We start from the raw sequence: 18,698 nt of genomic DNA, 5'->3' as shown, positions 1-18,698 counted from the left end.
AGCACATTTTTTCACCGAAGCGGAACGTTTTTGCGCCTTGTAGCGGCTTCGCGTGGTTGGTAAAGTAGGCGGATTTTATTTTCCGCCCCCAGCTTGCAGGATTATCCCTTAGTATGTTTAAAAAATTTCGTGGCATGTTTTCCAATGACTTGTCCATTGACCTGGGTACCGCGAATACCCTGATTTACGTAAAAGGACAAGGCATCGTGCTAAACGAGCCTTCCGTGGTTGCCATTCGTCAGGATCGTGCCGGCTCCCCAAAGAGCGTAGCCGCCGTTGGTCATGACGCTAAACAGATGCTTGGTCGTACACCAGGCAATATCGCCGCTATTCGCCCGATGAAAGACGGCGTTATCGCTGACTTCTTCGTGACCGAAAAAATGCTCCAGCACTTTATCAAGCAAGTGCACAGCAACAGTTTTATGCGCCCCAGCCCACGCGTGCTGGTGTGTGTGCCGGTGGGTGCAACCCAGGTTGAACGCCGTGCCATCCGTGAATCTGCGCAGGGTGCAGGTGCTCGTGAAGTATTCCTGATTGAAGAACCGATGGCAGCCGCGATTGGTGCCGGTCTGCCGGTATCTGAAGCAACCGGTTCGATGGTGGTTGATATCGGTGGTGGTACCACTGAAGTGGCCGTCATCTCGCTGAACGGTGTGGTCTACTCCTCTTCAGTACGTATTGGTGGTGACCGCTTCGATGAAGCTATCATTAATTATGTACGCCGCAACTACGGCTCGCTGATCGGTGAAGCGACCGCTGAGCGTATCAAGCATGAGATTGGTTCTGCGTATCCGGGTGACGAAGTGCGCGAAATCGAAGTGCGCGGACGTAACCTGGCTGAAGGTGTGCCACGCGGCTTTACGCTGAACTCCAATGAAATCCTGGAAGCGTTGCAGGAACCACTGACCGGCATCGTGAGCGCGGTAATGGTGGCACTGGAGCAGTGCCCGCCAGAACTGGCTTCCGACATTTCCGAGCGCGGTATGGTGCTGACGGGTGGTGGCGCGTTGCTGCGTAACCTCGATCGCCTGCTGATGGAAGAAACCGGTATTCCGGTGGTCGTGGCCGAAGATCCACTGACCTGCGTAGCGCGTGGTGGTGGTAAAGCGTTGGAAATGATCGACATGCACGGCGGCGATTTGTTCAGCGAGGAGTAAATCCTCATCGGCTGTGACCCTGGTCAAATTGCGCAGGGAATTAGCGCCTGACCCCTTATTCAGGCTGTGGGAGCGCATGTAATCAGCGTACCTGCAATTTGAAGAAAGGGGATATGACTATGATGCGTCCAGCCATGGAGGCGCAGGTCTTAACACCCGCGCTTCTTCCCTGATGTCGAGGAACACGCAGATTTTATGAAGCCGATTTTTAGCAGGGGGCCATCCCTGCAGTTGCGCCTTTTTCTGGCAGTCATTGTGGCGATCGCGATTATTATCGCTGATAGTCGCGTGGGCTCTTTTTCCCAGATCCGCAACTACCTGGACACCTCGGTCAGTCCCTTTTACTTCCTGGCAAACGGGCCAAGAGAGCTGCTTGACGGCGTCTCTGCCACGCTGGCATCTCGCCAGCAGTTGGAGCAGGAAAACAAAGCGCTGCGCCGTGAACTCTTCCTGAAGAACAGCGACCTGCTCATGCTGGGGCAATACAAGCAGGAAAACGCGCGTCTGCGCGAGCTGCTTGGCTCACCGCTGCGTCAGGATGAACACAAAATGGTGACGCAGGTGATCTCCACTGGCACCGATCCCTACACCGATCAGGTGGTTATCGACAAGGGCAGCGTAAACGGCGTTTACGAAGGCCAGCCGGTGATCAGCGATAAAGGTGTTGTCGGACAGGTGGTGGCGGTAGGTCAGGTGACCAGCCGTGTGCTGCTGATCTGTGATGCTTCCCATGCGCTGCCTATTCAGGTGCTGCGTAATGATATCCGCGTGATTGCGGCCGGTAACGGCTGTAATGAAGACCTGCAACTCGAACATTTACCGGGCAACATCGACATTCGTGTGGGTGATGTGCTGGTGACCTCGGGCTTGGGTGGTCGCTTCCCGGAAGGTTATCCGGTGGGTGTGGTGTCATCGGTGAAAGTGGATACGCAGCGTGCGTACACCATTATCCAGGCCCATCCAACGGCGGGCTTACAGCGTCTGCGCTATCTGCTGCTGCTGTGGGGTGCCGATCGTAACGGCGATATGCCAATGGCGCCGGATGAAGTGCATCGTGTCGCTAATGAACGTTTAATGCAGATGATGCCGCAGGTGTTACCGCCCGCCGGTGAAATGGGGCCACCTGCACCAGCCAGTCAACAAATGGGACCACCCGCACCTGCCAATAGTGGCAGTAGTTCGCAGGTAACACCGGCGAACTCGCGTGGAGGCCAGCCTTGAGTAGCTATCGCAGCCAGGGCCGATGGGTTATCTGGCTGTCCTTTCTGATTGCCCTTATCCTGCAAATCATGCCCTGGCCCGAACAAATCTATATGTTCCGGCCATCATGGTTGTTGCTGATCCTGATCTATTGGGTACTGGCGCTGCCACATCGGGTGAATGTGGGTACTGGCTTTGTGCTGGGTGCCATCATGGACCTGGTGGCAGGCTCAACGCTGGGCGTACGTGCGCTGGCGTTGAGTATTATCGCCTATCTGGTAGCCTTTAAATTCCAGCTTTTCCGTAACTTAGCGTTGTGGCAGCAGGCATTAATGGTTATGGTGCTATCGCTGGCGGTGGATGTTATTGTTTTCTGGGCGGAATTTTTGGTGATCAATGTCTCCTTTCGTCCGGAAATCTTCTGGAGTAGCGTTGTCGACGGCATTCTCTGGCCCTGGCTATTCTTATTAATGAGAAAGATTCGCCGTCAGTTCGCTGTTCAGTAAGGAAAACTATGATAACCCTGTACCTGGCTTCCGGTTCACCGCGTCGACGTGAGCTGTTGACGCAGCTTGGCCTGCAATTTGAACGTCTGATCACGGATGTGGAAGAGCAGCGTCAGCCTGAAGAGGCTGCTGAAGCCTATGTCTGCCGTCTGGCGCGTGATAAAGCTTCGGCTGGTGTGAAGGTTGCCCCGCAGGATCTGCCGGTACTGGGTGCTGACACCATCGTGGTTTTGAATGGCGAAGTGCTGGAAAAACCACGCGATGCCGACCATGCTCAGCACATGCTGAGTAAGCTTTCCGGGCAGACACATCAGGTTATGACCGCAGTGGCGTTGGCCGATCGTCAGCGACAGCTGGATTGCCTGGTTGTTACAGACGTGACTTTCCGCAAGATCACGGCAGAAGAAATTGCGCACTATATCGCCAGTGGCGAACCGATGGATAAAGCCGGCGCTTACGGGATACAGGGCATTGGCGGAAACTTTGTCCGCAAAATTAATGGAAGCTATCACGCAGTGGTGGGTTTACCGCTGGTTGAGACCGGAGAGTTGCTCAGCAATTTCCAGTCGCTGCGTGCGCTAAGGGGACAAGATGACGGCTGAACTGCTGGTAAATGTGACACCCTCTGAAACGCGCGTCGCCTATATTGATGGCGGCATTTTGCAGGAAATCCACATCGAGCGCGAAGCGCGCCGTGGCATTGTGGGCAACATCTATAAAGGACGCGTCAGCCGTGTGCTACCCGGCATGCAGGCGGCGTTTGTCGACATTGGCCTTGATAAGGCTGCCTTTCTGCACGCTTCCGATATCATGCCGCATACCGAATGTGTTGCCGGTGATGAGCAGAAGAATTTCAGCGTACGCGATATTGCCGAACTGGTGCGTCAGGGGCAGGACCTGATGGTGCAGGTGGTCAAAGATCCGCTTGGCACCAAAGGTGCACGCCTGACCACCGACATTACCCTGCCATCGCGTTATCTGGTATTTATGCCGGGAGCCTCACACGTTGGCGTTTCTCAGCGTATTGAAAGCGAAGCGGAGCGCGAACGCCTGAAAGCGGTGGTGGCCGCCTATTGTGATGATCTTGGTGGCTTTATCATCCGTACTGCTGCTGAAGGCATTGGCGAGGAGGAGTTGGCGCAGGATGCTGCATTCCTCAAGCGTTTGTGGACCAAAGTCAGTGAACGCAAAAAGCGTAACCAGACCCGTTGCCTGCTGTATGGCGAACTGGCGCTGGCGCAGCGTGTGTTGCGAGATTTCGCCGGGGCCGCGTTGGACCGCATCCGCGTAGACTCGCGTCTGACCTGCGATCTGCTGGTGGAATTCACCGGTGAATATATCCCGGAGATGGCCAGCAAGCTGGAGCTGTATAGTGGCAAGCAACCCATCTTTGATCTCTACGATGTGGAGAATGAGATCCAGCGTTCGCTTGATCGCAAAGTTGAATTGAAGTCCGGCGGTTATCTGATCATCGATCAAACCGAAGCCATGACCACCATCGACATCAATACCGGTGCGTTTGTTGGCCATCGCAATCTGGACGAAACCATTTTCAACACCAATATCGAAGCGACACAGGCAATTGCTCGTCAGCTACGGTTGCGCAATCTTGGCGGCATTATCATCATCGATTTCATCGATATGAGTAACGATGACCATCGCCGCCGGGTGTTGCATTCGCTGGAAAGCGCGTTGAGTAAAGATCGGGTTAAAACCGGGATCAACGGTTTCTCGGCGCTTGGGCTGGTTGAGATGACCCGCAAACGCACGCGCGAAAGTATCGAGCATGTGCTGTGTGCTGATTGTCCGGTGTGCAAAGGACGCGGCACGCTGAAAACGGTGGAAACTGTTTGCTACGAGATCATGCGTGAGATCGTGCGTGTCCACCATGCCTACGATTCAGACCGTTTCCTGGTGTACGTGTCACCGGCGGTGGGGGAAGCGCTGAAGAGCGATGAATCACATGCGTTAGCCGAAGTTGAGATCTTCGTCGGCAAACAGGTGAAAGTCCATGTTGAGCCGCTCTACACGCAGGAGCAGTTTGACGTTGTGATGATGTAATTTTCTTGTTAATGCTGGCCTTGCACGACGTTTTGTCATGGAATCGGGCTAAAAATACCCCCTTTTTTGGGTTAACATGCGCTTTCGTCCCGATTGTTCCGCACTGATAACGGTCAGGGCATGAGAGGTATCGATCCGTAATCCGGCGGAAGACAAGGAGAGGTGTGTGAGGCGGTTGCCGAGGATTTTGTTACTGCTGCTCGCCACAATCATCGTTATTGTGGCGCTGCTGGTCAGCGGGCTGCGCCTCGTCATGCCGCATCTCAACAGCTACCGCAGCGACATTTTGCAAGCCGTATCGCGCGTCACTGGCGTGCCGGTACAGGCCAGTGAGTTGCAGGGCCGGTGGGAAAACTTCGGCCCCACGTTACAGATCCGCGATCTGCACATTGCCCTGAAAGATCAGGGGCAAATGCATATTGGTCGGGTCAACCTGGCGCTGAATATCTGGCAGTCGTTGCTTCAGGGGCGCTGGCAGTTTCGTGATCTCACCTTCTGGCAGATGCGCCTTGAACTCAATCGCCAACTCCTGACCAGCGATGAACAGAAAAACAGCTTCAAACCCACGCAAATCAACGAACTTTTCCTGCGGCAGTTTGACCACTTCGACCTGCGTGACAGCAGTATCCGTTTTCTCACGCCCTCCGGACAACACGCCGAGCTGGCGATCCCTCGCCTGACCTGGTTGAACGAAAAAACGCGCCACCGTGCGGAAGGGGAAGTGAGCCTGTCCAGTTTTACCGGGCAGCATGGCGTGGTACAGGTACGTCTTGACCTCAGCGATAATAATGGCTTGCTGGATACCGGGCGTATCTGGATGCAGGCGGATGACGTGGATGTGCGTCCGTGGATTGGCCGCTGGCTGCGTGATAACACCAGCCTCGAAAGTGCACGTTTCAGCCTTGCTGCGTGGGTCAACCTGCGTGATGGCGATGTCTATGCTGGCGATTTGCTGTTACGTCAGGGCGGGGCGCGCTGGCGTGGCGATCAGGGCGATCATCAGTTGCAGGTGGACGGCTTAACGGCCCATCTGTCGCGCTTCCAGAATGGCTGGATGCTGTCCGTACCACAAACCCGTCTCAGCACCGATGGTGTCGCCTGGGCACCGGGACATTTCTCGCTGCTGTGGAGACCGGAAGATAAACAGTTGCTTGGGGCGAATAACGCGCCGGAAATCCGCGTGCGTGCCACCCAACTGGATCTGCAACGTCTGGCACCGCTGGTGCCGCTGTTCCAGCCCCTCTCTCCGGCGATGTTTGATAACTGGCGGGCGCTACAGCCGCAGGGGCAGATTGAAGCGCTGGCGCTGGATATTCCGTTGCAGCAGCCGGAGCAAACCCGCCTTCAGGCCAAATGGCGAGATTTAAGCTGGCAGCACTGGGAGCTGTTACCGGGCATCAGCAATCTGAGCGGCAGCGCCAGCGGTAGCCTGAGTAATGGCATGCTGGATGTAGCGATGGGGCAGGCAGAAGTGCCCTACGGCGACATGTTCCAGGCTCCGCTACAAATTCAGCAGGTTACCGGCAAGCTTAACTGGCGACATGATGGCAATGGCCTGACCCTGGATGGCCATCAACTGGACGTGAAGGCGCGTTCGCTATGGGCGCGCGGGGATTTTCTTTACCAGCAAAATCTCGGCAAAGCCCCGCGTCTCGATATCCTGGCGGGTATTCGTGTTACCGATGCCGGTGATGCCTGGCGTTATTTCCCGGAACCGCTGATGGGCCACGGCCTGACCCACTATCTCAGCGATGCCATTAAAGGCGGTCAGGTGGATAACGCCACCTTGCTGTTTGCCGGCGATCCGACACTCTTCCCGTTTAAGCATAACGACGGCATGTTTGAAGTGTGGGTGCCGTTACGTCAGGCTACCTATCAATTCCAGCCCGGCTGGCCGGCAATCAATAATCTCGACATTGACCTCGACTTCGTCAATGACGGCCTGTGGATGAAGGCCGAACAGGCGAAACTGGGAGAGGTGGACGCCCGCAATATCAGCGCGATCATCCCGGATTACCTGAAAGAGAAGCTGATTATTGACGGCGATCTGAGTGGTGAGGGCAAGCAGATTGCCGATTATTTCGAGCAAACGCCGCTCAAACCGACGCTGGGGGCCGCCCTGCAACAATTGCAGATTAAAGGCAACACCCGCGGCCATCTCAATCTCGACATCCCGCTGGATGGCGAGCTGGTTCATGCCAGCGGTAATGTGGTGATGAACAATAACAGCTTGCACATCAAACCGTTGAATACCACGCTGAACAACCTGACCGGGCGCTTCCGTTATAACAATGGCAACCTGGAAAGCGAGGAGATGCAGGCGAACTGGTTCGGGCAGCCGGTGGGCGTCAGCTTCAGTACCCAGGAGAACCCGGACAACTTTGGCGTCAACGTTAAGCTGCTGGGCGACTGGCAGCTGGCGAAGCTGAAGATGCTGCCCGCGACAGTCACCAGCCAATTAAGCGGCAACCTGGCGTGGCAGGGGAATGTCGACATCACTCTGCCGCATAAAGGTGGGGCCAGCTACAAGGTTGATCTGAGTGGTGATGGCAAAGATGTAAGCAGTCACTTACCTGCTCCGCTGGATAAGAAAGCGGGAGCGGCGATGCCGGTGACAATCTCCGCCAATGGTAATCTCAACGGATTCGAACTGAGTGGTAGCGTGCTGGGAAATCATCGCTTTAACAGCCGCTGGCTGCTGGAACCTCAATTGCGGGTCGATCGTGGTATCTGGCTCAATGATACAAAAACCACGCCGAAGCTGCCGGAAAATCGCGGCATGGTGCTGAATTTGCCGGAAATTAACGGTGAAGCCTGGATGGGATTGCTGGCAGGCACCGGTGGTTCGCGCAATGCGCAGGGGGAAACCAGTGTCGGTGGTGCGTTGCTGCCGGGTGATGTCACGTTGCATACACCGGCGCTGACCCTGGCGGGCCAGCAGTGGCATGATGTCAATGCGACGGTGACTCAGGGGCCGACCGGTAACACTCAGGTACAGTTGGATAGCCGCGAAGCACGCGGTAGTCTGGTGACTGCGCAAAATGCTCCGTGGCAGCTGGCGCTGAGTTACCTCTATTACAATCCGGAATGGGCAGGAAAAGAGGGTGAAACATCATCACCTTTCAGTGACAACACCACAATTAACTTCTCTGGCTGGCCAGCCCTGCAATTGCGCTGCCAGGAGTGCTGGCTGCGCGGGCAGAAATTTGGCCATATGCAGGCGCTGCTGCAACCGCGTGGCGATACGTTAGCACTTACTAACGGTTCGGTGGACACCGGTAGCTCGAAGCTGAGTATCAATGGTGAGTGGGTGAATAAACCGGGTGAGCAGCGTACTTCTCTGAAAGGGACGCTGAGTGGCAAAAACATTAACGATGCCACCAACTGGTTTGGCGTGAACACCCCGCTGCGTGATGCGCCTTTTAAAGTCGACTACGATTTGCACTGGCGTTCTGCGCCGTGGCAACCTTCAGAGCCGACGCTGAGTGGCACGCTGAAATCCCATTTTGGTAAAGGTCAAATCGCCGATGTGAATACCGGCCGTGCCGGACAGTTGCTGCGTTTGATGAGTTTTGATGCGTTACTGCGTAAGTTGCGTTTTGATTTCAGCGACACCTTCAGTCAGGGCTTCTTTTTTGACTCGATCAACGGCACCGCATGGATTGAAAATGGCGTGATGCATACCGATAACTTGCTGGTGGATGGTCTTGAAGCGGATATCGCCATGCAGGGTAAAGTGGACCTGGTGAAACGCGAGATTGATATGGAAGCGGTGGTGGCACCCGAGATCTCTGCCTCCGTGGGCGTCGCAACCGCGTTTGTGATCAACCCGGTGGTCGGCGCGGCGGTATTTGCCGCCAGTAAAGTGCTGGGACCACTGTGGAGTAAAATTTCGCTATTGCGTTACCACATCAGCGGCCCTCTGGATAAGCCGGAAATCAATGAAGTGCTACGCAAACCGCGCGAAAACGACAAGAAGTGAATTTGACGCCGTCGGGGAATTGCCGCAGGCTATGAAATATCTGAGCGTAAAATGAGTGAGAAACGATGACTCTGAATCTGGTAAGTGAGCAGTTGCTAACTGCGAACAGCATTAATCAGCAGGACCTTTTTTCCCTGTTAGGGCAGCTTTCAGAACGTCGTCTGGACTATGCCGATCTCTATTTTCAGTCCAGTTTCCACGAATCCTGGGTGCTGGAAGACAAAATCATTAAAGACGGCTCGTATCATATCGATCAGGGCGTCGGCGTTCGCGCGGTCAGCGGTGAGAAAACCGGTTTCGCCTATGCTGACCAGATCACCCTGAATGCTTTGCGCCAGTCGGCTGAAGCCGCACGCAGCATCGTACGCGAGCAGGGCAATGGCAAAGCCCATACCCTTTCGGCTGTGATCAACCGCTCGCTGTACGCACCGGTCAATCCGCTGGATAGCCTGACGCGTGAAGACAAAATCGCCCTGTTGCATCGCGTGGATAAAGTGGCGCGCGCCGCTGATCCTCGTGTCCAGGAAGTGAATGCCAGCCTGACCGGGGTTTATGAGCAGGTGCTGGTGGCAGCGACCGATGGCACGCTGGCCGCTGATGTGCGTCCGTTGGTTCGTCTGTCGATCAGCGTTCAGGTGGAAGATCAGGGTAAACGTGAACGCGGCTCCAGCGGCGGCGGCGCACGTACCGGTTATGAATTCTTCCTCGCCGATGAAAGCGGTGAAGTGCGTGCAGATGCCTGGGCGCGTGAGGCGGTGCGGATGGCGCTGGTGAACCTCTCGGCGGTTGCTGCTCCGGCAGGGACGCTGCCGGTGGTACTGGGCGCTGGCTGGCCGGGCGTGCTGCTGCACGAAGCGGTTGGACACGGTCTTGAAGGCGACTTTAACCGTCGTGCCACCTCGGTGTTCAGCGGCAAAATGGGCCAGTTGGTGGCGTCTGAACTTTGTACCGTGGTCGATGATGGTACCATCGAGGGTCTGCGTGGTTCGCTGGCGGTGGACGATGAAGGCGTACCGGGACAGTACAACGTGTTGATTGAAAACGGTGTGCTGAAGGGTTACATGCAGGACAAGCTCAATGCGCGTCTGATGGGCGTCAACCCTACCGGCAATGGCCGTCGTGAATCTTATGCGCACCTGCCGATGCCGCGTATGACTAACACCTATATGCTGGCGGGGAAATCCACGCCGCAGGACATTATCGCAAGCGTAGAATATGGCCTGTACGCGCCGAACTTTGGTGGCGGCCAGGTGGATATCACCTCCGGTAAGTTTGTGTTCTCAACATCGGAAGCCTATCTGATTGAGAACGGTAAAGTGACCAAACCGGTAAAAGGTGCCACGCTGATTGGCTCCGGTATCGAAGCCATGCAGCAGATTTCCATGGTGGGTAACGACTTGGCATTGGATAAAGGCGTTGGCGTCTGTGGTAAAGAAGGCCAGAGCGTGCCAGTGGGTGTGGGGCAGCCGACACTGAAGCTGGATAAACTCACGGTCGGCGGAACCGCCTGATTCAAGCACTGAACCGTAGCGGCGTGATTAATCGCGCTCTTTTGACCTTTACGATGGCAAAAAAACGCGCGATTAATCGCGCCGCTACGAATGAGTACGGATACGCATTGGGCGATAAATCGCGCCGCGACAGTACTTATGCTCAGTTTTTACGGTGCTGCTGATACTGGCGCGCTACCCGTTTGAAATACTCGGTCAGATAGTCGATACACACCTGCACTTTCAGCGGCAGTTTATCTTTTTCGGTGTACAGCGCATAAACCGGTCTGGGGGCCGACTGATACTGTGAAAACAGGATATCGATCTCACCGGTGTTGATCTCGTTTATCACCCACATCAGTGGGACATAGGCGATACCGCACCCGGCTTTCAGCCAACGGATCAGCGTTAGCGAATCATTGGTCACGAAACGTCCCTGCGGCGTCAGACGCGTGACCAGCCCTTCCGGCGCAATCAACTCGAAGGTATTATCCGGGCGCACGCTATATTCCAGCCACGAAAAATTATCGATCTCGCCAGGCTTTTCCGGCGTGCCGTGCTGTGCCAGATAGCTTTTGGCCGCGCATACCACCATCGGCATCGCGCCCAGGCGACGCGAGAACAGATTGGAATCCTGCAACTCACCGACGCGGATCACCAGATCCAGCCCGTTAGCAATCAAATCCGGTGCCGGAATGCCGGTGACTAAATTGACACTCAAACCCGGATATTCGCGTAACATATCGCTGGTCATATCAGCGAGAACATTTTGCGCCATTGTCGACGAGCTGCCGATACGTAAAATACCAATGGGCGTGTTGTTGAAGGCATACAGTTGCTCGTGGACCTGCATCGCCTCTGCCAGCATGCGGCGGCAGCCCTGATAATAAATTCTGCCCGCTTCGGTCAGGCCAATGCTTCGGGTGCTGCGATTCAGCAGCTTGACCTGGAGCTCATCTTCCAGTTTCGCGACTATCTGGCTAATCGACGAAACGCTAAGATGAAGCTGACGTGCCGCGGCGGTGAAGGATCCTAATTCAACCACTTTGGCGAAGATGGACATGCCTTTAAGTCGTTCCATTGTTTACTCTGGCTAAAAAGTGATTTAGCTCACAATATGTAGATAACGTATAGTCAAGCGCGTTACTATACGCACGCTGGGTCATTTCACCGCACCTTAACACGGCAGTGAATCTGCCTGTGTTTGTCAGATGATACGCTATGATTAGCTCAAACGGCCTGAATGTTGCCATCAGTCTACCCGTCATCCCATTATCATCAACCCCTTGTGCCATGTGGCATGCGGGCAGGTATCGGTGCAATCCGGCAAGGTCGAACTAAGGAACCGAAATGAGTGTGCTTCCGGTATTTGTCGTATTTGGGCTGTCTTTCCCGCCCATCTTCATTGAACTCATAGTTTCGCTGGCGCTGTTCTGGCTGGTGAAACGCGTGCTGACGCCCAGCGGATTGTACGATCTGGTTTGGCATCCGGCACTTTTTAACACAGCGCTTTATTGCTGTGTGTTTTACCTTGTATCCCGTTTATTCGTCTGAGGTTTTAAGTGAAAGCGCTAATAAGAAAAATCGCGCGCTACGCGATTACTCTCCTGCTGGTTGTCGTCGCTATCGTGATCATCTTCCGCGCCTGGGTGTTCTACACCGAATCCCCGTGGACGCGTGATGCTAAATTCTCTGCCGATGTCGTGGCGATCTCTCCGGATGTGACCGGCCTGATCACCGAGGTGCCGGTCCGTGATAACCAACTGGTGAAGAAGGGCGATACCCTGTTTGTGGTTGACCGCCCCCGTTACCAGAAGGCGCTGGATGAAGCACAGGCCGATGTCGAGTATTACCAGGCTGTCGCCAACGAAAAACGTCGTGAAGCGGCGCGCCGTAACCAACTCGGCACCAGCGCGATGTCGCGTGAAGCCATTGACCAGGCCAACAACGATCTGACCACCACCGAGCATCAGCTGGCGAAAGCTATTGCGACGCGCGATCTGGCGGCCATCGACCTGGATCGTACCACCATCAAGGCACCGTCTGACGGTTGGGTGACCAACCTTAACGTCTATGAAGGCGAGTTTATTACCCGTGGTTCAGTGGCGGTGGCTCTGGTGCAGCAGCATACGTTCTACGTGCTGGCCTATATGGAAGAAACCAAGCTGGATGGCGTACGCCCGGGCTTCCGTGCGGAAATTACCCCGCTGGGTAGCAATACCGTGCTGCGTGGCACCGTCGACAGCATCGCAGCCGGTGTTACCGACAGCAGCAGCACCAATGACAGTAAAGGCATGGCCACTGTTGATTCCAATCTGGAGTGGGTGCGTCTGGCGCAGCGTGTACCGGTGCGTATTCATCTCGACGATCAGCCTGGCAATCGCTTCCCGGCTGGCACCACCGCTACCGTGGTGATTACCGGTGAGAAGGATCGTAAGACGCAAGCTTCACCGATGAGCAAATTGTTTAATCGCCTGCGTGAGTTTGGTTAAGAGGGCGATATGATTGAGTTCCTGCGTTTCCCGGTGAAGCTGACATTTGCGCTGGTAGCGGCGCTGATTATCGGCTTTCACTTCAATCTGGAAACGCCGCGCTGGGCGGTGATGACCGCCGGGATTGTGGCGGGTGGCACCGCCTTTGTCGCCGGAGGTGATCCCTACTCCGGCGCGCTGCGCTATCGCGGCATCCTGCGTATTATCGGGACCTTTATTGGTAGCGCGGCAGCTCTGACCATCATGATCGCCACGGTGCGTGCCCCGGTAGTGATGCTGCTGTTATGTTGCCTGTGGGCCGGCTTCTGCGTCTGGCTCTCCTCGCTGATTAAAGTCGAAAACTCCTACGCCCTGGGTCTGGCAGGCTACACCGCGCTGATTATCGTCGTCACCGCCGATGCCAGTGGTGGGCTGACGCTGGCTCCGCAGTTTGCGGTTGAGCGTTGTAGCGAAATCGTGCTGGGTATTTTGTGTGCCATTCTGGCGGATATGATTTTCTCGCCCCGTTCGATTAAAAAAGTGATCGACCAGGAAGTGGATTCGCTGCTGGTGGCGCACTACAAACTGCTGCAACTTTGTGTCGCGCACGGCGATAAAGAAGAAGTCGACAAAGCCTGGAGCGCGCTGGTGCGCCGCACTACGGCGCTGAACACCATGCGCAGCCAGTTGATGATGGAATCCTCGCGTTGGAAAAACAGCAGCCGTCGTCTGCAAATGCTGAATACTTTATCCCTGACCTTGATTACGCAGGCCGCTGAAACCTTCCTGATCCAGAATTCCCGCCCGGACTACATTCCGCCCCAGTATCGATTGCTGATCGAGAAAGAGGTCAAAAGCGTTGATGACGTGCACAAGCGCATGAAAATCATGCGCCGGGTAATTGGCGTCAGCAGCAAATCCACACCGCTGACCTTAGCCAGCTGGGTGGGAGCAGCAACCGAATACTTGTTGTTGATTAACGGCGTCAGGAGCAACAGCCGTATCACCACGCTGGAAGACGGTATTCTGCAACGTGAAGTGGTGATTCAGGCGCGTTCTGCCGAAACCCACCATGCGATGATTAACGGCGTACGTACATTTGCGGCGACGGCGATTGGCTCACTTTTCTGGTTGTACACCGGTTGGACCTCTGGCAGTGGCTGTATGGTGATGCTGGCGGTAATCACCGCACTGGCGATGCGCACCCCTAATCCATTGATGATGGCAAAAGACTTCCTCTACGGTATGACAGTCGCAGTGCCGCTGGGTGCGCTCTACTTTATCTACGTCCTGCCTGCAACCCAGCAAAGTATGCTGCTGCTTTGCATCGCGATTGGTCTGCTGGGCTTTATTGGCGGCATCTTTGTCCAGCGTCGCCAACTGGGAACGTTAGGTGCCCTGATTGGTACCATCAACGTGCTGGTACTGGATAACCCGATGAAGTTCGAGTTCAACGTGTTTCTCGACAACGTGTTGGGCCAGGTGATTGGATGTTTTGTGGCGATGATGGTGATTCTGCTGATTCGTGACAAATCTAAGGCGCGTACCGGACGTAAGTTGCTGAATCGCTTTATGTATGCGGCGGTGGCGGCGATGACCACCAATCAGGCACGTCGTCGCGAGAATCACTTACCGGCGCTGTATCAGCAACTGTTTCTGCTGCTCAATCTGTTCCCCGGCGATATCAATAAATACCGTATCGCGCTGACGCTGATTATCGGCCATCAACGCTTACGCAATGCCGAGGTGCCGATCAATGCAGATCTCTCCGCCTATCACCGCCAGCTGCGATCCACTGCTGACCAGGTGATCTCGACGCGTAGCGATGATAAACGACGTGTCTATTTTGAGCAGTTGTTACGCGAGCTGGATGTCTATCAGGAGAAACTCCAGCACTACGCGGCACCGAGCAGCGTAACGGAGCCGGTAAAACGTTTAGCCAGCATGCTGAGTAAGTACCAGAACACCTTGATTCAAATCTGAAACCAGCCACCGCGTGATGCGGTGGCTCACTCTCACAAAACCCACCGGTAATGCCATCTATACTTTCCTGACGGGATGCAAACTGTCAGGGGGAAGGAGGGCATCCACACCCCCGCAGCAACACAAACATATCAACGCAGGCTACCCGGTTTAATGGGCAGTGGTACAGAAAAGAGAGTCGTCATGATGAGAATCGAACGTTTTGATTTCGATGAAATCGTCGATCAGGCGCACTTCTTCCGCCAGTTCAGTGACCGTTTTGCGCTGGCGGATCTGGCGATTACTGATTTGGACGATCTCTGGGAAGTGGTGACAGGCGAGCAAATGCCGTTACCGCTGGAGATTGAGTTTATTCACTTAGGGTCAGGACAGAAGCGTCGCTATGGGGCGTTGATTTTGCTGTTTGATGAAGCAGAAGAGGAGCTGGATGGCCAGCTCCGCTTTAATGTGAAGTAACGCAAAAAGGGCCCCGGCGAGCGGGGCCAAAGGGTTCGTCAAGCAGTTGACGAGGAATTACTTATACAGTTCAGCAGTGATGTGATAGTTGTCGCCGGTGCGGGCTTCAATCACTTTATAGGCGCTGGCACCCTGTTCATCGGCTTTCTGCGACAGCTGAGCACGATAATCCATTGGTGCACCGGCAGTACCACTGATGGTCACTGTCCCCGCAGGCTGCATATTCTGAGCCTGTTCCGCCGTGACCAGTTGTGCCGCAGAGGCACCGAAGGTCAACAGTGAGAGCAGGCTAGCGGTTGCGATGGTTGCTTTGATTTTCATTGTTCGTCTCCTCATTACAATCAACAACCTGCGGTGGTAAGTGGGTAGCGGGTCGTCGATTCATATCCAGGCGCCGTTTGGGCGCCGGATAATCATTTATCGATTATTTGTACAGTTCAGCAGTGACGTGGTAGGTGTCATTCTGATTGTTTTCAATGATGCGATAGTGGCTGGCACCCTGAGCATCGGCTTTGGCGGACAGTTCCTGACGGATGTTGTTCTGGTCGCCATCACGGCCACTCACGCTGATGGTTTGGTTCAGCGGTTGCAGATTCATGGTGTCTGCCTGCTCATTGGTAATCAGGCTTGCTGCGCTGGCACCGAAAGAAAGAACGGAAGCCAGGCTCAGCACTGCGATAGATAATTTAGTTTTCATGATTCACTCTCCTGAATTTGGGTCAGCAACCTGAGCGCAATCGCGTCTCAAATGGGTTGCCTTTCACATTGCGTCTTGTTTCGGCGAACTTATTTATAAAGTTCAGCAGTCGCGTGGTAGGTGTTGTCATTACGCGCTTCGATCACGCGATAAGCTTTAGCACCTTGCTGGTCTGCTTTTTCGCTCAGTTGCTGATGGATATCCATCGGCGAACCAGCCGTGCCGCTGACACTGATGGTGCCGGCCGGTTGCAGATTCATTGCCTGATCAGCATTGATAGAATCTGCGGCGAAAGCGCCAAATGACAGGGCAGATAGAATGCTCATGGTTGCGATAGTAGTTTTAACTTTCATGATTATTTCCTCGTCTTCTGTTTTTTCTCTTTTTGTTTGGTGTGATTTGCATCACGAAAAGAAGTATAGATCTAATCACTCATGAAATTAATATTCTGCTAATAATGTTTGGTTGTTATTCTTTGTCCTTATGACAACTTTTAATAACTGAGTGTTATAAAAACCGCCTGGTTTCTGCACAGCACCTGTTAATTACATGTAAAAACAATGACCTATGTCATTTTATCTTTCTGTGCGAAATATTACGGTTGATCCAGCTGGCTGATACGCTGCGAGTGGGGTATATGGCTGATGTTGATATGTAAAGCAGTGTAAAATAGCGCGAAAGGTTAAGCAGGATAAAAGGTCCTACCAATTGTCACAGGGCGTGAGAACGGACGAGAATATACTTAATGTATTGTTTCTTGAGGATTTTGCTTCAAGCGTGACGGCGGGTAAAGGGAATGGCCGAGTTGTTACCGGCAGGTAATCTGCCGGTAGCGGGCAGGGTTTTATAGCTCTTGTTCGAATAACATCAGCACAGCGTCATGGAGCTGTTTCACGGTAAAAGCACGCGCGGGGGTAATAAAGATGGTGTCATCACCGGCGATAGTGCCGAGAATGCCTTCGGCTTTACCCAGCGAATCCAGCAAACGGGCGATGAGCTGCGCTGCGCCGGGGCTGGTGTGAATCACCACCAGAGCATCGTTGTAGTCGATATCCAGCACTAAATTTTTCAGCGGGCTGGTCGTGGTCGGTACACCCAGTTCGGCTGGCAGGCAGTAAACCATCTCCATTTTTGCGTTGCGCGTGCGCACCGCGCCAAACTTAGTAAGCATACGAGAAACTTTTGACTGATTGATGTTCTCGAAGCCGTCTTCCTGTAACGCCTGCACAATTTCACCCTGAGAGCTGAATTTCTCTTCTTTCAAGAGGGCTTTGAACGCCTTAACCAGGTCGTCTTGTTTAGATGGGTTTCGCATAGGTTACCAATAAAAAGAGGGATGCGTTGGGCAACAAGCCCATGCAGATAAATGATTATGCATTTAAATGAATTTTTATGCAATAAACAGGTGAGGGGTTCGCCGGGATAACCTGCGAGGGCGGCGATCATAACAGAGATTTACCGCTACGCCAAAATCGCGGCGTGGCGCGCAAAAGCGAAGGTTGCAATGTTGTTATATTATTGAAGTGGTAACAACAAAATGACTGATCATTGCCGACCCCTGTCTTCTGGCTGCGACCTATGATCATTCAGGCGACTTCTGAAGTGTGGATGTCTCGGGAGCCGTATTGCGGCGTCAGTGTTAATAGCGCGACGGGTATTGTCGCTATCGCCTGAGAAGTTGATTAAACTCGTAACCCGATGGAAACCCGGCAGATCTCTGCCCCACCTTAATAAGGAGTCCAGGATGAAAGTTGCCGTTCTCGGTGCCGCTGGTGGTATTGGCCAGGCGCTAGCACTGTTGCTTAAGACCCAATTACCCGCAGGTTCAGCCCTTTCGCTTTATGACATCGCCCCGGTTACGCCGGGTGTGGCTGTGGATCTCAGCCATATTCCTACCGCAGTGAAAGTTGAGGGTTTTAGTGGTGAAGATGCCACGCCCGCACTGAAGGGAGCCGATGTGGTGCTGATTTCCGCCGGAGTGGCACGTAAACCCGGCATGGACCGCGCCGACCTCTTTAACGTTAACGCAGGCATTGTTCGTAACCTGATTGAGCAGGTGGCGAGCACTGCACCCAAGGCCTTAATTGGCGTGATCACTAACCCGGTTAACACCACGGTGGCGATTGCGGCAGAGGTGCTAAAGAAAGCGGGTGTGTATGACAAAAACCGGCTGTTTGGCGTAACTACCCTGGATATTATCCGCGGCAACACCTTTGTTGCGGCGTTAAAAGGCAAACAACCCGGCGAGATCGACGTACCCGTGGTCGGGGGGCATTCTGGCGTCACCATTCTGCCGCTGCTGTCGCAGGTCAAAGGCGTTAGCTTTAGTGAGCAGGAAGTGTTGGATCTCACCAAACGTATCCAAAACGCCGGTACGGAAGTGGTGGAAGCCAAAGCCGGTGGCGGCTCAGCGACCCTGTCAATGGGTCAGGCTGCGGCACGTTTCGGCCTGTCGCTGGTACGCGCCATGCAAGGGGAAGCGAACGTGGTCGAATGTGCTTATGTGGAAGGGGATGGCGAATACGCGCGTTTCTTCTCGCAGCCACTGTTGTTGGGCAAAACCGGTATCGTGGAGCGCCGTCCACTCGGACCGCTCAGCGCCTTTGAGCAACAGGCGTTAACCGGCATGCTGGATACGCTGAAGAAAGATATCGCTCAGGGCGAAGAGTTTGTGAAATAAACTGACCAGGTGCGC

The 18,698-nt window shown here is 54.3% G+C and carries 17 protein-coding genes; 12 read left to right on the top strand and 5 right to left on the bottom strand.

The window, feature by feature from the left end:
- Nucleotides 1–113 precede the first annotated feature (113 nt).
- From mreB to tldD, 7 genes are all read left to right on the top strand, one after another.
- Entirely contained in the window at nt 114–1,157 is a 1,044-nt protein-coding gene (mreB, locus tag L579_RS07155) for a rod shape-determining protein MreB (protein WP_003855260.1), read from the top strand.
- Between the two features lie 195 nt (nt 1,158–1,352).
- Nucleotides 1,353–2,378, top strand: coding sequence for a rod shape-determining protein MreC (mreC, locus tag L579_RS07150; RefSeq protein WP_021183597.1), 1,026 nt, complete (start codon nt 1,353–1,355; stop codon nt 2,376–2,378).
- Nucleotides 2,375–2,863: a rod shape-determining protein MreD gene (mreD, locus tag L579_RS07145; RefSeq protein WP_013510723.1), complete on the top strand. Its 489-nt coding sequence runs from the start codon at nt 2,375–2,377 to the stop codon at nt 2,861–2,863. Before mreC ends, mreD begins: the two co-directional genes overlap by 4 nt.
- 8 nt (nt 2,864–2,871) lie before the next feature.
- The gene (locus L579_RS07140) at nt 2,872–3,465 is read left to right on the top strand and encodes a Maf family protein (protein WP_021183596.1); all 594 of its coding nucleotides are present in this window, start codon (nt 2,872–2,874) and stop codon (nt 3,463–3,465) included.
- Nucleotides 3,455–4,924: a ribonuclease G gene (gene rng / locus L579_RS07135; RefSeq protein ID WP_021183595.1), complete on the top strand. Its 1,470-nt coding sequence runs from the start codon at nt 3,455–3,457 to the stop codon at nt 4,922–4,924. Before L579_RS07140 ends, rng begins: the two co-directional genes overlap by 11 nt.
- 166 nt (nt 4,925–5,090) lie before the next feature.
- On the top strand, nt 5,091–8,906 hold the full coding sequence (gene yhdP, locus L579_RS07130; RefSeq protein WP_021183594.1) for an AsmA2 domain-containing protein YhdP: 3,816 nt from the start codon (nt 5,091–5,093) through the stop codon (nt 8,904–8,906).
- Between the two features lie 65 nt (nt 8,907–8,971).
- Nucleotides 8,972–10,417: a metalloprotease TldD gene (gene tldD, locus L579_RS07125; RefSeq protein WP_021183593.1), complete on the top strand. Its 1,446-nt coding sequence runs from the start codon at nt 8,972–8,974 to the stop codon at nt 10,415–10,417.
- A gap of 142 nt (nt 10,418–10,559) precedes the next feature.
- On the opposite strand, the gene aaeR is transcribed toward tldD, so the two are convergent.
- Nucleotides 10,560–11,477, bottom strand: coding sequence for an HTH-type transcriptional activator AaeR (aaeR, locus tag L579_RS07120; protein ID WP_036625599.1), 918 nt, complete (start codon nt 11,475–11,477; stop codon nt 10,560–10,562).
- Nucleotides 11,478–11,746: 269 nt separating this feature from the next.
- Here aaeR and aaeX point away from each other — a divergent pair, with 269 nt between their 5' ends.
- The 4 genes from aaeX to L579_RS07100 all read left to right on the top strand — a co-directional run bounded on the left by aaeX (nt 11,747) and on the right by L579_RS07100 (nt 15,306).
- Complete coding sequence (gene aaeX, locus L579_RS07115; protein WP_013510717.1) at nt 11,747–11,950, top strand: p-hydroxybenzoic acid efflux pump operon protein AaeX; 204 nt, start codon at nt 11,747–11,749, stop codon at nt 11,948–11,950.
- Nucleotides 11,951–11,958: 8 nt separating this feature from the next.
- Nucleotides 11,959–12,888, top strand: a complete 930-nt coding sequence (gene aaeA / locus L579_RS07110; RefSeq protein ID WP_021183591.1) for a p-hydroxybenzoic acid efflux pump subunit AaeA — start codon at nt 11,959–11,961, stop codon at nt 12,886–12,888.
- Nucleotides 12,889–12,897: 9 nt separating this feature from the next.
- The gene (gene aaeB / locus L579_RS07105; protein WP_021183590.1) at nt 12,898–14,850 is read left to right on the top strand and encodes a p-hydroxybenzoic acid efflux pump subunit AaeB; all 1,953 of its coding nucleotides are present in this window, start codon (nt 12,898–12,900) and stop codon (nt 14,848–14,850) included.
- Nucleotides 14,851–15,036: 186 nt separating this feature from the next.
- Nucleotides 15,037–15,306 (top strand): barstar family protein, encoded by a 270-nt coding sequence (locus L579_RS07100; protein WP_036625663.1) that lies wholly within the window; start codon nt 15,037–15,039, stop codon nt 15,304–15,306.
- Between the two features lie 57 nt (nt 15,307–15,363).
- Here the strand turns inward: L579_RS07100 and yhcN (L579_RS07095) are convergent, their stop codons facing one another.
- The 4 genes from yhcN (L579_RS07095) to argR all read right to left on the bottom strand — a co-directional run bounded on the left by yhcN (L579_RS07095) (nt 15,364) and on the right by argR (nt 17,318).
- Complete coding sequence (yhcN, locus tag L579_RS07095) at nt 15,364–15,627, bottom strand: peroxide/acid stress response protein YhcN (protein ID WP_013510713.1); 264 nt, start codon at nt 15,625–15,627, stop codon at nt 15,364–15,366.
- 103 nt (nt 15,628–15,730) lie between these two features.
- Nucleotides 15,731–16,003, bottom strand: a complete 273-nt coding sequence (locus L579_RS07090; RefSeq protein ID WP_013510712.1) for a YdgH/BhsA/McbA-like domain containing protein — start codon at nt 16,001–16,003, stop codon at nt 15,731–15,733.
- An 89-nt stretch (nt 16,004–16,092) separates the two neighbouring features.
- Nucleotides 16,093–16,356 carry a peroxide/acid stress response protein YhcN gene (gene yhcN / locus L579_RS07085; protein WP_021183588.1) on the bottom strand — a complete coding sequence of 88 codons (264 nt, stop codon included), beginning with the start codon at nt 16,354–16,356 and terminating at the stop codon, nt 16,093–16,095.
- A 491-nt stretch (nt 16,357–16,847) separates the two neighbouring features.
- Nucleotides 16,848–17,318, bottom strand: coding sequence for a transcriptional regulator ArgR (argR, locus tag L579_RS07080; RefSeq protein ID WP_013510710.1), 471 nt, complete (start codon nt 17,316–17,318; stop codon nt 16,848–16,850).
- A gap of 429 nt (nt 17,319–17,747) precedes the next feature.
- Here argR and mdh point away from each other — a divergent pair, with 429 nt between their 5' ends.
- Nucleotides 17,748–18,683: a malate dehydrogenase gene (mdh, locus tag L579_RS07075; RefSeq protein ID WP_021183586.1), complete on the top strand. Its 936-nt coding sequence runs from the start codon at nt 17,748–17,750 to the stop codon at nt 18,681–18,683.
- The last annotated feature ends 15 nt before the right edge of the window (nt 18,684–18,698 follow it).

This window comes from Pantoea sp. AS-PWVM4 (assembly GCF_000468095.1).
GTDB classification, from domain to species: domain Bacteria; phylum Pseudomonadota; class Gammaproteobacteria; order Enterobacterales; family Enterobacteriaceae; genus Pantoea; species Pantoea phytobeneficialis.
This window is presented reverse-complemented; position numbering and strand designations above follow the sequence as displayed.